The sequence below is a fragment of the Sphingobium sp. 22B genome, from assembly GCF_001580035.1.
GTDB classification, from domain to species: domain Bacteria; phylum Pseudomonadota; class Alphaproteobacteria; order Sphingomonadales; family Sphingomonadaceae; genus Sphingobium; species Sphingobium fuliginis.
Genome location: NZ_LTAB01000011.1, coordinates 209,746 through 225,616, shown reverse-complemented (window position 1 = coordinate 225,616; position 15,871 = coordinate 209,746). Strand labels below are relative to the sequence as shown.

Sequence of the window (15,871 nt, the reverse complement as noted above, 5' to 3'; positions counted from 1 at the left end):
TCTTTGCCCATTGGGCGTCGGTCAGTACGAAACGGTCCATCCAGAGCGTGAATCACATCTCCCAACAAATGGGAATCCTAAATCCCCACAACCCCTAGAGCATCCCGCGCAAAAGTGGGAACCGGTTTTGCGTTTAAAACGATGCGACAACAAAAGCTTAGAGCGCGCGGCCTGCGTATAATTTAACGCAGCGCGCTCTAGCCCCGCCGCCATTTGTCACGCTCGGCAAAGACGCGGGCGACTTCCTCCATATGTTCCGCGCCCCAATTGGACAGGGGCGCCAGGGCATCGGCCAGGCTGCGGCCCAGTGCGGTCAGCGAGTAATCGACCCGGGGCGGCACTTCCCTATAGTCCGTCCGGACGACGATGCCGTCGCTCTCCAGTTCCTTGAGCTGCTGGATGAGCACCTTGTCGCTCACGCCGCGCACGGCCCGCTTCAGTTCGCCATAGCGATTGGGCGCTTCCAGCAGGAAGTAGATGATCAACGGCTTCCACTTGCCGGCGATCACCTTGAGGGTGGCGTCCAGGCCGCAGGAGAAGCCCGGCATGCAGGATGGTTCCTCGGACATATTTTGATACTTACCAAAAGGTGCATACTTGTCCATAGGAATGTGCCTCGCCAGCTACGCATCACCTGAAAAAGGAGATGCGAAGATGAAGAGATTGAATGGCAAGACGGCGGTGGTGACGGGCGGCGCAAGCGGCATCGGCTTCGCCACGGCGCAGCGTTTCGTGGAGGAGGGCGCTTTCGTTTTCCTCTTCGGACGTCGGCAGGAAGCGCTTGATGCGGCCGTCGCCCGGCTTGGCGGGAACGCGGTCGCCGTGCAGGGATCGGTGACGAGCCCTGAGGATCTCGACCGGCTGTTCGCCGCGGTGGAAGCGCGGCGGGGCCAGCTTGACGTTGTGGTGGCCAATGCAGGCACCGGCGAGTTGGTGCCTTTGGGCGAAATCACCCCGGAACATTATGACCGCACGTTCGACGTCAATGTGAAGGGCGCGATCTTCACGGTGCAGAAGGCCTTGCCACTGATGCGGGATGGCGGCGCGATCATATTGACCGGCTCGACCACCGGAGAAATGGGAACGCCCAGCTTCAGTGTCTACAGCGCTTCCAAGGCCGCCGTCCGCAATCTGGCAAGGAGCTGGGCGCTGGACCTCAAGGGCACCGGCATTCGCGTGAACGTGCTCTCGCCCGGGCCGACGCTCACCGATCTGGCGCTCGACGTCGTCGGCAGGGAGGCTTTCGAGGCATTGGGTGAAGCAACGCCCCTCGGGCGCCTGGGCGATCCGTCGGAGATTGCGGCGGCGGCGGCGTTCCTCGCGTCGGGAGACAGCAGCTTCATGACCGGCGGCGAGCTGTTCGTCGACGGCGGCCTGGCGCAGATATGAGCGGGCGCCGGGCGTCGTCGGGGTCTTGACAGGAACAGGCGCCGACCCCCCGGGGCCGGCGCCGTCCGGCAAGCGGGCCTTTCAGATCTGCACTTGCCCGCCGTCCACGAAAAGTTCGATCCCGTTGATGAAGCTCGCCTCGTCGGAAGCGAGGAACAACACCGCCCTGGCGATTTCCTCCGGCTGTCCGACGCGGCCGGCCGGGATCAGCCCCGCGAGATATTCCTTGGTTCCTTCCGCCTGTTCGCCGCCGCCGAACAGTTCATTGAGGCCGGCGGTCTCGGTCACGCCGGGGCTGACCGCGTTCACGCGGATGCGGCGGTCCTTCAGGTCCAATATCCAGTTGCGGGCGAAATTCCGCACGGCCGCCTTGGTGGCTGAATAGACGCTCAGCGCCGGCGTGCCCGCCACGCTCGTGGTGGAAGCCGTCAGGACGATGGATGCGCCGTCCTTCAGCAAAGGCAAGGCCTTCTGCACGGTGAACAGCACGCCCTTCACATTGGTGTCGAAGGTCCGCTGATAATGGTCCTCGCTGATCGCGCCCAGCGGGGCGAACTCGCCGCCGCCCGCATTGGCGAAGAGGACGTCGATCCGTGCATGGTCCTGCTGGACCGCGTCGTAGAGCCGGTCGATGTCGGCCAGGTCCGCCATGTCGCCGCGAACCCCCGTCACCCTGCCGCCGATGGACCGGACCGCCGCGTCGAGCGCATCCTGACGGCGGCCGGTGATGAACACCGATGCGCCTTCCCCGGCAAAGGCCTTCGCCGTGGCCAGCCCGATGCCGCTCGTGCCGCCCGTGATCACCACCACCTTGTTGTCGAACTTGTCCGTCATCGTCTGTCTCCTTGAGCATTTCGGCAGGATCGCCCCTGCCCGATGGAGATAGATTCGGGACAATAAGGCTTGTAGTCGGCAGAAATGGCACTTAGCGTTCCTCCAGAGGAACGATGATGAAGATTGATCTCAATGATTATGCCTATTTCGCGCAGGTTGTGGCCCATGGCGGTTTCGCGGCCGCCGGCCGCGCCCTGCGCGAACCCAAGTCGAAACTGTCCCGCCGCATCGCCGGTCTGGAGGAGCGTCTGGGGCTTCGGCTGATCGAGCGGTCCAGCCGCCGCTTCCGCGTCACTGACACAGGCCAGTCCTTTTATGAGCGATGCCGCACCATCCTGGCCGAAGTGGAACAGGCCGAAGCACTGGTCATGCAGGCGCAGGCCGAACCCCATGGCCGGGTTCGCTTCAGTTGCCCGAACGGTCTCGTCGAAATCGTCTCGGACCTGGTTCCCGCTTTTCTCCGGCGCTATCCCAGGGTCCGACTTCAAATCGTCGCGACCGACCGGGCCGTGGACCTGATCGAGGAACGCATCGACGTCGCCCTGCGGGTGCGCACGACACTAGCGGGCGATGCGGCCCTCACCATGCGTTCATTGGGGAAATCGACGCGCATTCTGGTGGGCAGCCCGCAATGGGCGAGCCGCCTTGCCGATATTGCCGGACTGGCCGATCTGCCCTGCCTGGGTACGAGCGACGCCGGCGATGAAAGCGAATGGCATCTGGAAACTGACGACGGGCGTTCGCATACCATCCGCTTTGCGCCCCGGCTGGGTTGCGAAGACATGCTGGCGGTGCGGAAGGCCGCGGTGGAGGGCCTGGGGATCGCCCTGCTTCCCGACCATATCTGCAATGCCGCGCTGGCGGAGGGGCAGCTTGTGCATATCCTTCCCGCATGGCGCGGCGTTCAAGGGATCGTGCATCTGGTCTTCACGACCCGGCGCGGCCTGCCCCCGGCGGTCAGGGCCTGGATCGACCATCTCGCCGCCGGTTTCCCGCGGGGGATGCTGGCCGCGCAACAGTGATCGCCCTGGCGTTCCGGCTGTTTCCGTCCCGGAGATTCCGCCTCAGAAAATCCCCGCCCCGGCGAGCGGGGCGGGGACCGGTGCGACCCAATTCCTTCGTGACCCCTGACGCACTATCTTTCCCTGCATCATGCGCAAACAACATGGATTAGGCGGTCCGGCGTCCTCGCCCCTCATGTCGGATTTTTACAATCCGAATCGGGTGGATTGCGCAAGAGCAGCGCTGCGACCCGAAGGGCTTTCATGCCTTTCTCCTTGGCTCGGCGGCTTCGGCTGCCGGGCCAGTTTTTTGGGAGTGCGGGCCCCCGCCGCCGGTCATGGGGGCATGGGAAAGGGGCGGGGCTTCCATGACCCATGGTGCGCGCCCGGCTTCCCTCATCGCCGTCTTTGGGTCGCCCGCTCCTTCAAAGGGCACGGTCCTGCGCTAAAGAAATCTAATAGGTCCCCCAACATTGCTTGTGAGACTAATCTCTACCATTAAAATAGATAATGGCCATTCCATGCCGGAAGGATGAGTATGAAGCCGTTACGTGCCCTGATAGATTCCTGGCTTCGCTTGCGCGATGCCGCCCGCCGCGAATTTCTGCGTGATCCGAATGTGATCCTCTTCGAGCGCGCGCCGCAGCAGGAAAGCGCCGGTGGTCGCTGAGGGCTGGTCGCGGCGTGGTTTTCTGGCGGCGGGCGCGGCGTCTGGTCTTTTGCTGGCCGGCTGTGGCGCCGGGCGCGACAGGCCCCGGCTGCGCGCCGCGATCGTCGGCAAGGGCGAGACCGACATGCGGTTGCTGTTCAAGGCCGCCGGCATCGCCCGGCAGGATTTCGACATCCACTATAGCGAGTTCCAGTCGGGACATCTGGTGGTGGAGGCGTTGAACGGCGGGTCGCTGGATTATGGAGGAATGAGCGAGATTCCGCCGATCTTCGCGGCCGCCTCTACGATCCAGAGCTTCCGTCAGATCGCCGTCCTTCACGGCGACGTCAATAATCAGGCGGTTCTGGTGCCCAAGGGATCAAAGGCGCGTTCCATAGCCGACCTGAGGGGCAAGCGCGTCGGTTATGTGCGGGCAACCACCTCGCAATATTTCCTGATCCGGATGCTGGAGGAAGCGGGTCTTGGCTGGGGCGACATCACGCCCGTGGCCATGGGCGTTGCCGACGGCGCGGCGGCCTTTTCCCAGGGCGCGCTGGACGCCTGGGCGATCTATGGCTTTCCGATCCAGCGGGCCATCGCGACCGAGGGTGCGCGGATATTGCGCACCGCTTACGGCATCCTGTCGGGCAACTATCTCGTATGCGCCCATGCCGATGCGCTGGCCGACGCGGAAATGTCCCAGATCATCCGCCAATATCTGGCGCTGGTGCAGCAGGCCTATGGCTGGGCCGTGGCTAATGAAGCCGAATGGGCGGGCATCGTCGCCAGGGACATCGGCGTTCCGCGCGATTATGTGGTGGACCAGTTCCGCCGCAAGAGCGACAGTTACGAACTGCGCCCCGTCACCGATGCGGCCATCGCCTCGCAGCAGCAGGTGGCGGACCTCTTCCTCGCGCAGAAGCTGCTGCCCAAGCCGGTCGATGTCCGACCGCTCTGGGACGCGCGATTCAACGATTCCATACCGAAAAGACGCTGAAAAAAATCATGACCCGCCACCCACCCGTCGCCTCAGACCGCCGGGTGGGAAAGGCCGATCGCGCTCGCCATTCCAGCAGGACGCCAGGAAGCCGGCGGTCATGCATGAAAAGCAGTAAGGCCGCGACACGGTCGCAAGGCTTGGCGTCGGCATCTCGGCCAGTATGCTTCCGCCAAAGCCCGCCACCGCTGCTGCCGGGCAGTGGAACATGCAGGCTCTCCGCCAGTTGGCTCCTTTTACGGCTGACAGGAGAGATCCATGGTTCCCCAACATATTCCCGACGGCAAGGATCAGGCTGACGGGACTGGCGCGTCCGTGGACGACCTGCCCGCAGCGGGTGGTCGAGACCCGCATGGGGCTGTCGGCAGCGGCTCACATCTCACCCCGGACCGCAAGCCTGACATCAGCACCCCACCCGCAGCGGGCACTGACAATCGGGGCAAGCGGCCGAAGGAGGGCATTGGCGAAGTCGAAGGCAGCGGTGCAGGCGCGGGCGGCGGCGGGAATCCCGAGGATTTCGACAGCGACACCGCCGGCGGCGGCGCGGCGCAGTAACGGGCCCGCCGCGCCTTGCGTCTGTGCGAAGACATGCCGGATGGCCTTGTCGTGGTCTGACGCAACATATATGTCCCGGCGATCCGGCCACCGTCAAAAGGCGGTCTTCTCCTCCAGATGCTGTTCGACATCCGCGCGATCGATCCACAATGTGCGGAATTTCTTGTCGGCCAGCAATGGGAGCTGGTCGCTGTTATGCTTGGAGCCCGGCTGGCTGGAATTGCCGTAGCTCATCAGGCCCACCGCCTTCATCGGCGTGCCGAATTCGACCATCGACACCCAGGTTTCGCCGTGGACGGGCGTGCGCTCGCCATTCTTCATCGGCCCCCAGGTGATCGTGCGAAACACGCCGGTGTTGCCGAAGCCTCCATTGGCCGGAAGGTTCACGTCGCCGATATGGAAGCGAGAGACTTCGCCATATGGGCGGTCGACCGCGCCATAGACTTCCCTGGTCTTCGCCACCGCCTGCTTCAGCATGGGGGCCGGCGACAGCTATACTTCGGAAAATGCGGCGCCCCTGCATTTCGGCCTGAAGTCGATGGAAGCGGTGAAGGTGGAAGTCACCTAGATGGCTCGCGAGGGGCGCAAGGTCCAGACGCTGCGTAACGTAAATCCGGCGCGCTATCTGGGCAAATCTCTCGTGATCAGGGAACGGTAGCGCATGACCGTTCCGGAAGGGCGATGGGGCGTCACCTGTCGCCCTTCCGCGGCGACGCCTGTCGGCTGAAACCGGCGCGTCCGGCAGAAGTCAGGATCGAATCGTTCTGCGGGGCATGGGCGCGGCTGCACAGCACGTCGCGATAATGGCGCTCAAGCGGATTATTGCGGGTAAGCCCGGGATTGCCGGTGGCCTCCACCGCCAGCGCGACGGCATCGATGGCGTTGCCGGTGATGAGATATTTGAGGAGTTGCGCGTCCGACGCGGAAGGCGGCGACCCTTCATCGGTACGGCGGATCAGGTCCTGCAGCAATATCCTGTTGTTCAGCAGAAGCGCGTCCATGCGGCCCAGCAGTTCCTGATAACGAAAAAGGGAGGATAGGGGCGCCCCCAGATTTGTCGGTATGCGGCTGCTCGCAAATTCCGCAAACCAGTTGCGCCCTTGTTGCGCCACCGCGTCGTAGAGGCTGCCCAGCAGGCCGACCATCCATGCGAGCTGGAGCGAATTATCCTCGTTCCATTCCTCCGGCCGCCGCAAGTCGACGGCGTGGTCGAACGGAATCGCCACATCGGTCAGGATGACGTCGTGGCTGCCGCTTGCGCGCATCCCCGCATGATTCCAGGTTTCCTCTATGCGTATGCCCGGGCTGCCTGCCGGCACGAGGAAGTAGCCGACAAGAGGATCGTCGCCCTCGGTACGGCCCCAGACGATCATGTAGCTCAGGATCGGGCTTCCGGTGGAAAAGAGCTTGTGACCGGAAATCCGCCAGCCTTCCCCGTCGCGCTTCCCCGTGGTGGCCGGCAGGCCGCCGCGCGTGGGCGTGCCCAGTTCCGGCTCAACACGCAATGCATTGGAAAGCGCGCCCCGCGATACTGCTTCGGCCTCGACACGGCGGCGCAGATGTGCGGGCCAGCGGTCCTTGCCGCGCACGCCGGCGTGGGTCAGATACTGCATGATGAGGACCAGCGCCGTTGAGGGGTCCCCCTTCGCAATCTCCCGCACGACTCGGCTGGTCTCCGCAAGGTCCGCGCCCCGGCCACCTCTTTCGGGCGCAATCGTCAGCGCCAATAATCCATGCTCATGCAAGGCGGCGAAATTTGCAAAGGGAAAGGAAGCGTCGCGATCATGGTCGGCGGCGGTTGCAGCGAAACGCTCGCGCAAAATGGCCAACACATCGTCCGGGACAGGAGTGGGCCGCAAGTCGGATGCTGTCGCCATTATTTCCCCAGCGCTATATCAAAAAAGGACCGATTGCCGATGGCTGATCGACGTCTTTCCTCGCCGCTTCCGCCCGCTGCCGGAACTCGACAACATCTCCGATCAGGCGAGCGATCAACCCTGTCGAGCCACCATGAAAGCCAATGGACGCAACAAAAGGGCGCGTCAATTTTATAACATAAATCCCAATATCGCATTTTCTCATTGGGGCAGGCGCCTGATGTTCCCCACCGGCTTCTCCTCCAGCCATAATCGGAATCCCGATGAAGTGTCGGCCTGAAGTCGGTCGCCCCCGGTGAGCCATTAAATTCTCGAGTTCATGCTTGAGAAAAATTCAGATGTGAGCGCGGGCAGCCAGGTATATTCCCTATGCCGATCCTTGAACCTGCCATGCCGACATCGGCCTTGGAGGCAGGAACATCTTGGCTGGAGCAAGCGAGCATGTTCATCGCAACTTCTATCGCGATTTCAAAATGACGACCCATCCTCATCCTGTATCGCCCGCCCGAGCGCCGGGCCGGCCGCAAGGCATTCATGAGCAACTTGCGCGGCAGGCCGTGCTGGAACACGGACCCTTCGGCAAGAGTCGCCGTGCCGGGGAACTGACATGTCCTTGATCATCGCCAGCCAGTTGGAACCCGATTTCAACCGCAGCCTTGGCCTGCACCCGTCCGCCCCGACCCTGATCGACGTGGCGGAGGATGAACCGTGGACCGCCGCGAACGAGGCGGACATATTACTGGTGCGGCCTTCCCTTGCCTGGCGGCGATCCGCACAGGAGGCCCGGCCGAAAATATGGCCGGGGCGGCTCAAATGGGTCTATAGCGCCTCGGCCGGGGTGGATTTCTACCCCGGCTGGCTGCTGGACGCCCCGCTCGTCACCTGCGGTCGCGGCGTCGCGTCGGAGGAGATCGCGGACTATGTGATCGCCGCCATCTATGCCCATGCCAAGAATCTGGAGGCGGCGACCGCCCGTTCGCGCGATCAGTGGGTTCCTCGCCCGCTGGGCCGCGTATCCGGGACGACCATCGGCATCGTCGGGCTGGGCGCGATCGGCGCAGCGGTGGCGCGGCGCGGCCTGGCGCTGGGCGCGCAGGTCATCGGCCTGCGGCGAAGCGGCGCGCAATCGGGCATCAGCGGCGTGCAGCATGTCCGCGATCTGGAAACGCTGGCGGCGGAGGCGGATCATATCGTCATCGCCGTGCCCGGAACGCCGGAGACCCGCCACCTCTTCAACGAAGCCCTGTTCGCCCGGATCAAGCCCGGCGCGCATCTCATCAACATAGCGCGGGGCTCGGTGATCGATCAGGAGGCGCTGATCGATGCGCTGGACAGCGAGCGGCTGGGTTTCGCAACGCTGGACGTCACCGATCCGGAGCCGCTGCCCGAGGGGCATGCACTCTACACCCATCCGCGCGTGCGGCTGACGCCGCATATCTCCAGCAACTACAGCCTGATCCGCCACCGCTTGCTGGAGAAGGTGAACGACGATCTGTCCCGCTTCATCCGCGGCGAAAAGCCCAGCGACATCGTCGACCCGGCGCGTGGTTATTAGGAAGGAGCCGCATCAGGACCGATCCGGAGCGATGCCGTCGAACATATCATCATCGTCATGCTGAACCGGTTTCGGCATGGCGGTTCGGCGGCGGCAATGGCCGCCGACAATTTGCCGTCCGGCGCGCCAAAACAATTTCCAGGCAATTACTGGCCAATCCATAACGACAACGACAGGCTAAAAGCTGCGATCCGGTCAATCGGATCCGAAACCGCGCTACAGCGTCTGCACCGTTTCTCGCGCCAATTCGGCCAGCCGATGCGCCGCCTTGTCCAGTTTTTCCCCAGCCCGCAGGATCGCGGCGACACGCGGGAGTTGCGGCAGGCCGTCATGCTCCAGCACCTGGTCGTTCTCCAGGAACAGATGCGTGCGGCAGGTAATGCCCAGGCCAGCCCCCACCGCCGCTTTCAGCGTCGCCAGATTGGGCGTCTCCACCGCGATCCGCCATTGCAGCCCGCTATCCTCCAGCGCCCGGATCGCCGCCTCCCGGAAACGGCAAGGTTCCTCCAGCACGGCGAGCGGGATCACCTCCCGCTCCGCCAGCGCGGCCTCCCCATACCAGCTCATCGGCGCGACCGTCACCGCATGCGGATCGTTGGGCGCGGCGAAACCCAGCAGGATGTCCAGCTCGCGGCGGTCGAGCAATGTCTGCAACTCCGCCGTGCCGGCGACCCGCGCATAGATCTGCGCATCGGGATGCAGTTCGGAAAAGCGCGACAGCAGTCCGCTGAGTAGGCTGTCCGCGAAATCCTGCACCATGCCGATGCGCGCCGGGCCGGCGAAACGGCCTGCGCTGACCGCCGCGACCGCCTCGTCATGCAGCATCAGCACCCGCCGTGCATAATCGAGCAGCACTTCCCCAGCAGAGGTCAGGTTCAGCCGCCGGCCTTCCCGCAGGAACAGGGTCTGCTGCACCAGTTCCTCCAGCCGCTTGATCTGGAGGCTGAGCGCGGACTGGGTCACGAACACCTGCTCCGACGCGTTCAGCATCGACCCCGTGTCCACGATGGCGACGAAGCTGCGGAGCAGATTGGTAGGCAGATTGACCGGCATGAAAACCTCATAGCAAGGGAAGCACAGCCGATCCGAAGCCGGGAACGGAGTCGCAGCCTTATCGCGAAGACTTATATATCAATCAAAATAGTAGAGATTTAAAGAGGGCATAAAAATCTTGGCCATAACGATCCGGACGCGCAAACCCGCCATTTTCTGCGGCCGGACGCGTCCGATTCAGGCTCAACCGGTTCGAATGAGCGCTGCTCATAGGTCGGCCAATTAAAACTTAATTGAAACAGTAGAGAATTCATGTTGGGCTTTCCCTCACCTATCGAGAGGGCGAGTTGATGACGGTTTTGACGGCGGACAGGCGCGGCCATGCGCATGGCGGGGTACAGAAATTTTCCCTGGCGCGCTTCGGCGGACGCTGGCTTTCGCCCGTCCTCTTGCTGCTGCTGTGGGAATTGGGGTCACGCAGCGGCCTGATTCCCGAACGCACGCTGGCCGCGCCCTCGGCCGTTATCGGGACGCTGGTGGAGATGCTGCTGTCGGGCGAATTGCCCTCGAACCTGCTGGTGTCCTTCGCCCGAGTCGCCGTCGGCCTGCTGATCGGGGTGGGGCTTGGCCTCGCCCTCGGTCTGGTCGCCGGACTGTCCCGTACCGGAGAGCTGGCGGTCGACCCGCTGATGCAGATCAAGCGGACCATTCCCGTGCTGGCGCTCACGCCGCTTTTCATCGTCTGGTTCGGGATCGGGGAAACGCCCAAGATCGCGCTCATCGCCTTCGCGGCGGTCTTTCCGGTCTATCTCAATCTCTACAGCGGCATCCGCGGCGTCGACCTGCGCCTGCTGGATGCGGCGAAAAGCTTCGGTCTCAGCCGTTGGGAGCAGATCTGGCACGTCGTCCTGCCCTCCGCCTTGCCTTCGCTGCTGGTCGGGCTGCGCTACGCCCTGTCCGTGGCCATATTGGTGCTGGTCGTGGCGGAGCAGATCAACGCTTCGGCGGGGCTCGGCTATCTCATCAACAATGCCCGCGATTTCATGCGGACCGACATCATCGTCGTCTGCCTCATGGTCTATGCCATTCTCGGCCTTGGCGCCGACTGGCTGGTCCGCACCGTCGAAGCCCGCGCCCTGATCTGGCGCCCCAGCATAGTGGAGCAATAAGCATGGACGCCCGTCTCGGATTCACCGCCCTGCAAAGCGCCGCCGGCCACAGCGATATTCCGCATCCCGAACCGGTGGTGAGGCTGCGCGATTTCACCCGACGCTTCGGCCCCAACACGATCATCGACGGCCTGGACCTCGACATCGCGCCCGGCGAGTTCATCGCGCTGCTGGGTCGTTCGGGTTCGGGCAAGACCACCCTGCTGCGGACCCTCGCCGGGCTGGACGAGGTGCGGGGTCAGGATGTGGAAGTCCCCGATTCCCGCGCCGTGGTGTTCCAGGATGCGCGGCTGCTGCCCTGGAAGCCGGTATGGAAGAATGTCGCCTTGGGCCTCAAGGGCGACCGGGTGCGCGACCGCAGCGAAGCCGCGCTCAAGGAGGTCGGCCTTGGTCATCGGCTCGACGCCTGGCCGCTGACGCTCTCCGGCGGGGAGGCGCAGCGCGTCGCGCTCGCCCGCGCTCTGGTGCGCGAACCCAAGCTGCTGCTGCTCGACGAGCCCTTCGCCGCCCTCGACGCGCTGACCCGTTATCGCATGCACGACCTCGTCCTGTCGCTGTGGCGCGCGCACCGGCCCGCCGTGCTGATCGTGACCCATGATGTGGAGGAGGCGATCGCGCTGGCCGACCGGGTGCTGGTGCTCGACAAGGGGCGCATCGTCGCGCAGGAGCGGATCGCGGTTCCGCGCGGCGAACGCTCCGCCATTTCCGGGCGGCTGCGCGAAAAACTGCTCTCCTATCTCGGTGGCGAGGATCATGGCGAGGGCGTCGTTCCTTTCGCGCCCATTGCCGAGGCAGCCGAATGAACGCTGTCTCGACCCTGCAACGACCCGTCGAGGGCGCCGCGGACATCGGTCGCCTGCGCGGCTTCGTCACCGCCTTTGCCGACCTGCTGGCGGCGACCCGCGATGAAGGGGCGATATTGGAAAGCGGACGCGCCCTGCTGAGCCGCCTGATCGCCAGGGACGACTGGTTGCCGGAGCAATTCACCCGCCCGCATCCCGACCGCTATCAGCAATATCTGCTCCATTGCGACAGCCGGGAACGGTTCAGCGTCGTCAGCTTCGTCTGGGGGCCGGGCCAGTCGACCCCGATCCATGATCATACCGTCTGGGGCCTGGTCGGCGTGCTGCGCGGCGTGGAAAAGGTCGAGCGCTTCCGCCAGTCGCCCGATGGCCGGCTGATCCCGCACGGCGAACAATTTCTGCGGGAGGGCGAAGTCGACGCCGTCTCCCCCCGCATCGGCGACATTCATCGCGTGACCAACGGCCTGCCCGACCGGCCGTCGATCAGCATCCATGTCTATGGCGCCAATATCGGCGCGGTCGAGCGGGCGACCTATGCCGCCGACGGCACGCCCAAGACCTTCATATCGGGTTACGCCAACGGCGTGATCCCCAACCTCTGGGACAGATCGAGAAACGCATGACCACCGATACGCTGGATCGTATTCAGACTGCCACGCCGCAGGATATTCGTCGCGCCCTGTTGGTGGGCAGCGAGATCGCGCTGATCGACGTGCGCGAGGAGCATGAATTCGCGCAGGGCCACCCCCTCTTCGCGGCCCAGATTCCGCTGCGCCGTATCGACGAGGAAGCGCGCTGGCGCATCCCCCGGCTCGACACGCCGATCGTCGTCTATGACAATGGCGAAGGTCTGGCGCGCAAGGCCGCCGTGCGGTTCGAGGGGCTGGGCTATACCGACGTCCGCGAACTGGAAGGCGGCCTCACCGGCTGGCGCGAGGCGGGCTATGAACTGTTCGAGGATGTGAACAGCTATTCCAAGGCCTTTGGCGAACTGGTCGAACATCGCCGCCATACGCCCTCGCTGGCGGCGGAGGAGGTGCAGGCGCTGATCCGGGAAAAGGCCGACATCGCGATCCTCGATGCCCGCCGCTACGACGAATATAACACGATGAGCATTCCGACCGGCACCAGCGTGCCCGGCGCCGAACTGGTGCTGCGCGCCCGGACCATCGCGCCCGATCCCGATACGACGATCATCGTCAACTGCGCCGGCCGGACGCGGTCGATCATCGGCACGCAGTCGCTGGTCAATGCGGGCCTGCCCAACCGCATCTTCGCGCTGCGCAACGGCACGATCGGCTGGACGCTGGCCGGGCAGGAGCTGGAGACCGGCCAGACCCGCGTCGCGCCGGAGGTGGACAATCGCTCGGCGGAGGAAGCCCGCGCCCATGCCCGCGATGTCGCTTATCGCGCCGGGGTGAAGCGCATCGGCTGGGACGAACTGGAGGAGCTGAAGGCGGACAAGGCCCGCACCCTCTATCTCTATGACGTGCGCCAGCCGCGCGAATATGAGGGCGGCCATCTCCCCGGCTTCCGCAACGCGCAGGGCGGCCAGTTGGTGCAGGAAACCGACCATAATGCCCCGGTGCGCGGCGCGCGCATCGTCGTCACCGACGACCTCGGTCCCCGCGCCGACATGACCGCCTCCTGGCTGGCGCAACTGGGGTGGGAGGTCTTCGTGCTCGACGTCGACTGGTCCGCCGTGACGCTGGAGAAGGGGCCGGACGGCGCGCCCGGCCCGCGCGGGCCGGAGGGCCGCTACAAGCGCCCTTATGAAGGCACCGACAACAAGGCCGCCGCCATGCAGGCCTATCTCGACTGGGAATATGGCCTCGTCGCCCAATTGGAGCGCGACGGCACCCACGGCTTCTTCGTGATCTGATCGGAAAGGAAACGATCATGAGCGTCAAGTTCATCGGCTATATCGGCTTCAACAACAGCTCCGAAATCCAGTCGGCGGTGCGCAGCCGCGCGCTCGACAGGGATTATGTCGAAGCGGCGGCGAAGGCGCAGGAGGAGGGCGGCTTCGACCGCGTGCTGATCCCCTTCAGCTCCAACAGTCCGGAAAGCCAGATCGTCGCGGCCCATGCGGCGGCGATCACTTCGACGCTGGGCTTCCTGGTCGCGCACCGGCCCGGCTTCACCCAGCCCACCGTCGCGGCGCGCCAACTGGCGACGCTGGATCAATTGTCGGGCGGCCGCGTCGCCGTCCACATCATCACCGGCGGCGCCGATGAGGAAATGGCGCGGGACGGCGACACCAGAAGCGTGAAGGCGGAACGCTACGCCCGCACCGACGAATATCTGTCGATCCTGCGGCAGGAATGGACGGCGGCCCAGCCCTTCGACCATCAGGGCAGGTTCTACGACGTCAAGCAGGCGTTCAGCGCCGTCAAGCCCGATAATCTGCCGGTCTTCTTCGGCGGTTCGTCGCCCGAGGCGATCGAGGTCGCGGGGCGCCATGCCGATGTCTATGCTCTTTGGGGCGAAACGCTGGAGGCGGTGCAGGACACCGTTCGGCAGGTGCGCCGCTCGGCGGTGCGCTATGGCCGCGATCCCGGCTTCTCGCTGTCGCTGCGCCCGGTGATCGCGGATACGGAGGAAGCGGCGTGGAAGCGCGCGGCGGAGATCGAGGAGCAGGTGCGTGAGAACCGCACCGCCGCCGGACTGCCGCTGACCGGCCACCGCCCGCCCAATGCGGGGTCGCTCCGCCTGCTTGAAACCGCCAGCGCCAACCGGCGCGACAAGCGGCTATGGACCGGCGTCGCCGCGCTGACCGGCGCTTCTGGCAACAGCACGGGGCTGGTCGGCACGCCCGAGCAGGTGGCCGACGCCATGCTCGATTATTATGACGTCGGCATCGACCATTTCCTGATCCGCGGCTTCGATCCGCTGGCGGATTCCATCCTCTATGGCCGGGAACTGCTCCCCGTCGTGCGGCGCAAGGTGGCCGAGCGCGAAAAGGCCGAACTGGCGCTGGCGGGCTGACATGGCGAAAAACAGGGGTGCGATCATCGCGGTGGCGCTGGTGGCGGTGGCGGGCTTCGGCCTTGCCGCCGCGAAATTCGGTGGCGGCGACGACAAGGTGCTGCGCGTCGCCAACCAGAAGGGGCAGGTCAAATCCATGATGATCGCCTCGGGCGTTCTCAAGGATGCGCCCTACACGGTCGAATGGTCGGAATTTCCCGCCGCCCAGCCCTTGCTGGAAGCGGTGGGCGGCGGCGCCGCGGACCTCGGCCTTGCCGCCGACGCGCCCTTCATCTTCGCCTATCAGAGCGGCAGCCCGGTCAAGGCGATAGGCATCCAGACGCCCTTCGCCCAGGCTGGCGAAGCGCTGGCCATATTGGTGAAGAACGGATCGCCCGCGCATTCGATACAGGATCTGATCGGCAAGTCGGTGGCCACGACGCGCGGATCGATCGGCCATCATCTGCTGCTCCAGGCGCTGGAGCGGGCGCATATCCCGGCGGATCGGGTGCGCGTCACCTTCCTGCCGCCCGGCGACGCCAAGGCCGCCTTCGACAGCGGGGCCATCGACGCCTGGTCCATTTGGACGCCCTATACCAATGTGGCGATCAAGGAAGGCGCGCGAGCCGTCGTCGATGCGAAGGATTATGGCCTGCCGGTCTATATCGACATCGCCCATGGCGATTCCATCGGCCCCAAGCGCGCCCTGCTTGCCGATTTCCTCCGGCGGGAGGCGAAGGCCGTCGAGTGGGCCCGCGCGCATCCGGACGAGTTCGCGCAGGTGCTGGCCAAGGAAACCGGACTGCCGCTCGACATCGCCCGCGCCAGTTTCGACCGCAACAACCGCGTGGCGCGGCCCATTGATGGCAAGATCGTCGCGCATGAGCAGGACATCACGCAGCGCTTCCAGAGAGCCGGTCTGACCGAGGGCAAGCGCCCGGTGGCCGACGCCTTCGACCGCAGCTTCGGCACCGGCGGATGAAGTTGAACTTCGTCGCCGCCAAGCATATCTAAAATTCAGATTTACTCATGAATCGGCTAGCGAAGTCATTTCTCAATCATATCGATAGTAAATAGATGGT

General features: G+C 64.7%; 19 protein-coding genes. 13 read left to right on the top strand and 6 right to left on the bottom strand.

Translation table 11 applies throughout. The features are described from left to right. Positions 1–197: 197 nt before the first annotated feature. Positions 198–548: a helix-turn-helix domain-containing protein gene (locus tag A0J57_RS12590; RefSeq protein WP_226869602.1), complete on the bottom strand. Its 351-nt coding sequence runs from the start codon at positions 546–548 to the stop codon at positions 198–200. A gap of 106 nt (positions 549–654) precedes the next feature. Here A0J57_RS12590 and A0J57_RS12585 point away from each other — a divergent pair, with 106 nt between their 5' ends. Then, positions 655–1,389, top strand: a complete 735-nt coding sequence (locus A0J57_RS12585) for an SDR family NAD(P)-dependent oxidoreductase (protein WP_061936171.1) — start codon at positions 655–657, stop codon at positions 1,387–1,389. A gap of 81 nt (positions 1,390–1,470) precedes the next feature. Here A0J57_RS12585 and A0J57_RS12580 read toward each other — a convergent pair whose 3' ends face one another. Next, the gene (locus A0J57_RS12580; RefSeq protein WP_061936168.1) at positions 1,471–2,223 is read right to left on the bottom strand and encodes an SDR family NAD(P)-dependent oxidoreductase; all 753 of its coding nucleotides are present in this window, start codon (positions 2,221–2,223) and stop codon (positions 1,471–1,473) included. A 113-nt stretch (positions 2,224–2,336) separates the two neighbouring features. On the opposite strand from A0J57_RS12580, the gene A0J57_RS12575 reads away from it, so the two are divergent. The 4 genes from A0J57_RS12575 to A0J57_RS12565 all read left to right on the top strand — a co-directional run bounded on the left by A0J57_RS12575 (position 2,337) and on the right by A0J57_RS12565 (position 5,425). Continuing rightward, entirely contained in the window at positions 2,337–3,245 is a 909-nt protein-coding gene (locus A0J57_RS12575) for a LysR family transcriptional regulator (protein ID WP_235600863.1), read from the top strand. Positions 3,246–3,762: 517 nt separating this feature from the next. Next, positions 3,763–3,894 (top strand): hypothetical protein, encoded by a 132-nt coding sequence (locus tag A0J57_RS27185; protein WP_268236521.1) that lies wholly within the window; start codon positions 3,763–3,765, stop codon positions 3,892–3,894. Beyond that, a complete protein-coding gene (locus A0J57_RS12570; RefSeq protein WP_061936165.1) occupies positions 3,884–4,870 on the top strand; it encodes an ABC transporter substrate-binding protein in 987 nt (328 codons plus the stop codon). The genes A0J57_RS27185 and A0J57_RS12570 overlap by 11 nt, the downstream gene beginning before the upstream one ends. Positions 4,871–5,128: 258 nt before the next feature. Next, entirely contained in the window at positions 5,129–5,425 is a 297-nt protein-coding gene (locus tag A0J57_RS12565) for a hypothetical protein (RefSeq protein WP_061936162.1), read from the top strand. Between the two features lie 93 nt (positions 5,426–5,518). Here A0J57_RS12565 and A0J57_RS12560 read toward each other — a convergent pair whose 3' ends face one another. Together A0J57_RS12560 and A0J57_RS12555 are read right to left on the bottom strand one after the other, a co-directional pair. Beyond that, a complete protein-coding gene (locus A0J57_RS12560) occupies positions 5,519–5,902 on the bottom strand; it encodes a penicillin acylase family protein (protein ID WP_061936159.1) in 384 nt (127 codons plus the stop codon). Between the two features lie 212 nt (positions 5,903–6,114). Then, positions 6,115–7,257 (bottom strand): acyl-CoA dehydrogenase family protein, encoded by a 1,143-nt coding sequence (locus A0J57_RS12555; protein WP_235600862.1) that lies wholly within the window; start codon positions 7,255–7,257, stop codon positions 6,115–6,117. Between A0J57_RS12555 and A0J57_RS12550 the strand changes: the two genes are divergently transcribed. Next, positions 7,247–7,582: a hypothetical protein gene (locus tag A0J57_RS12550; RefSeq protein WP_162492718.1), complete on the top strand. Its 336-nt coding sequence runs from the start codon at positions 7,247–7,249 to the stop codon at positions 7,580–7,582. The genes A0J57_RS12555 and A0J57_RS12550 overlap by 11 nt on opposite strands. Positions 7,583–7,619: 37 nt before the next feature. Here the strand turns inward: A0J57_RS12550 and A0J57_RS26380 are convergent, their stop codons facing one another. Next, positions 7,620–7,787, bottom strand: coding sequence for a hypothetical protein (locus A0J57_RS26380; RefSeq protein ID WP_158230068.1), 168 nt, complete (start codon positions 7,785–7,787; stop codon positions 7,620–7,622). 122 nt (positions 7,788–7,909) lie between these two features. Here A0J57_RS26380 and A0J57_RS12545 point away from each other — a divergent pair, with 122 nt between their 5' ends. Continuing rightward, positions 7,910–8,857: a D-isomer specific 2-hydroxyacid dehydrogenase family protein gene (locus tag A0J57_RS12545; protein WP_061936150.1), complete on the top strand. Its 948-nt coding sequence runs from the start codon at positions 7,910–7,912 to the stop codon at positions 8,855–8,857. A 216-nt stretch (positions 8,858–9,073) separates the two neighbouring features. On the opposite strand, the gene A0J57_RS12540 is transcribed toward A0J57_RS12545, so the two are convergent. Continuing rightward, positions 9,074–9,910 carry a LysR substrate-binding domain-containing protein gene (locus A0J57_RS12540; RefSeq protein WP_025549479.1) on the bottom strand — a complete coding sequence of 279 codons (837 nt, stop codon included), beginning with the start codon at positions 9,908–9,910 and terminating at the stop codon, positions 9,074–9,076. Between the two features lie 290 nt (positions 9,911–10,200). Between A0J57_RS12540 and A0J57_RS12535 the strand changes: the two genes are divergently transcribed. From A0J57_RS12535 to A0J57_RS12510, 6 genes are read left to right on the top strand one after another with little or no spacing between them, the layout of a single operon-like run. After that, positions 10,201–11,019: an ABC transporter permease gene (locus A0J57_RS12535; RefSeq protein ID WP_061936147.1), complete on the top strand. Its 819-nt coding sequence runs from the start codon at positions 10,201–10,203 to the stop codon at positions 11,017–11,019. A 2-nt stretch (positions 11,020–11,021) separates the two neighbouring features. Then, on the top strand, positions 11,022–11,822 hold the full coding sequence (locus A0J57_RS12530; protein ID WP_044661067.1) for an ABC transporter ATP-binding protein: 801 nt from the start codon (positions 11,022–11,024) through the stop codon (positions 11,820–11,822). Further along, positions 11,819–12,445 (top strand): cysteine dioxygenase, encoded by a 627-nt coding sequence (locus tag A0J57_RS12525; protein ID WP_025549481.1) that lies wholly within the window; start codon positions 11,819–11,821, stop codon positions 12,443–12,445. The genes A0J57_RS12530 and A0J57_RS12525 overlap by 4 nt, the downstream gene beginning before the upstream one ends. Beyond that, the gene (locus A0J57_RS12520; RefSeq protein ID WP_048575950.1) at positions 12,442–13,704 is read left to right on the top strand and encodes a rhodanese-like domain-containing protein; all 1,263 of its coding nucleotides are present in this window, start codon (positions 12,442–12,444) and stop codon (positions 13,702–13,704) included. The genes A0J57_RS12525 and A0J57_RS12520 overlap by 4 nt, the downstream gene beginning before the upstream one ends. A 17-nt stretch (positions 13,705–13,721) precedes the next feature. After that, entirely contained in the window at positions 13,722–14,810 is a 1,089-nt protein-coding gene (locus A0J57_RS12515; protein ID WP_044661069.1) for an LLM class flavin-dependent oxidoreductase, read from the top strand. A 1-nt stretch (position 14,811) separates the two neighbouring features. Further along, entirely contained in the window at positions 14,812–15,771 is a 960-nt protein-coding gene (locus A0J57_RS12510) for an ABC transporter substrate-binding protein (protein WP_044661070.1), read from the top strand. Positions 15,772–15,871: the final 100 nt, after the last annotated feature.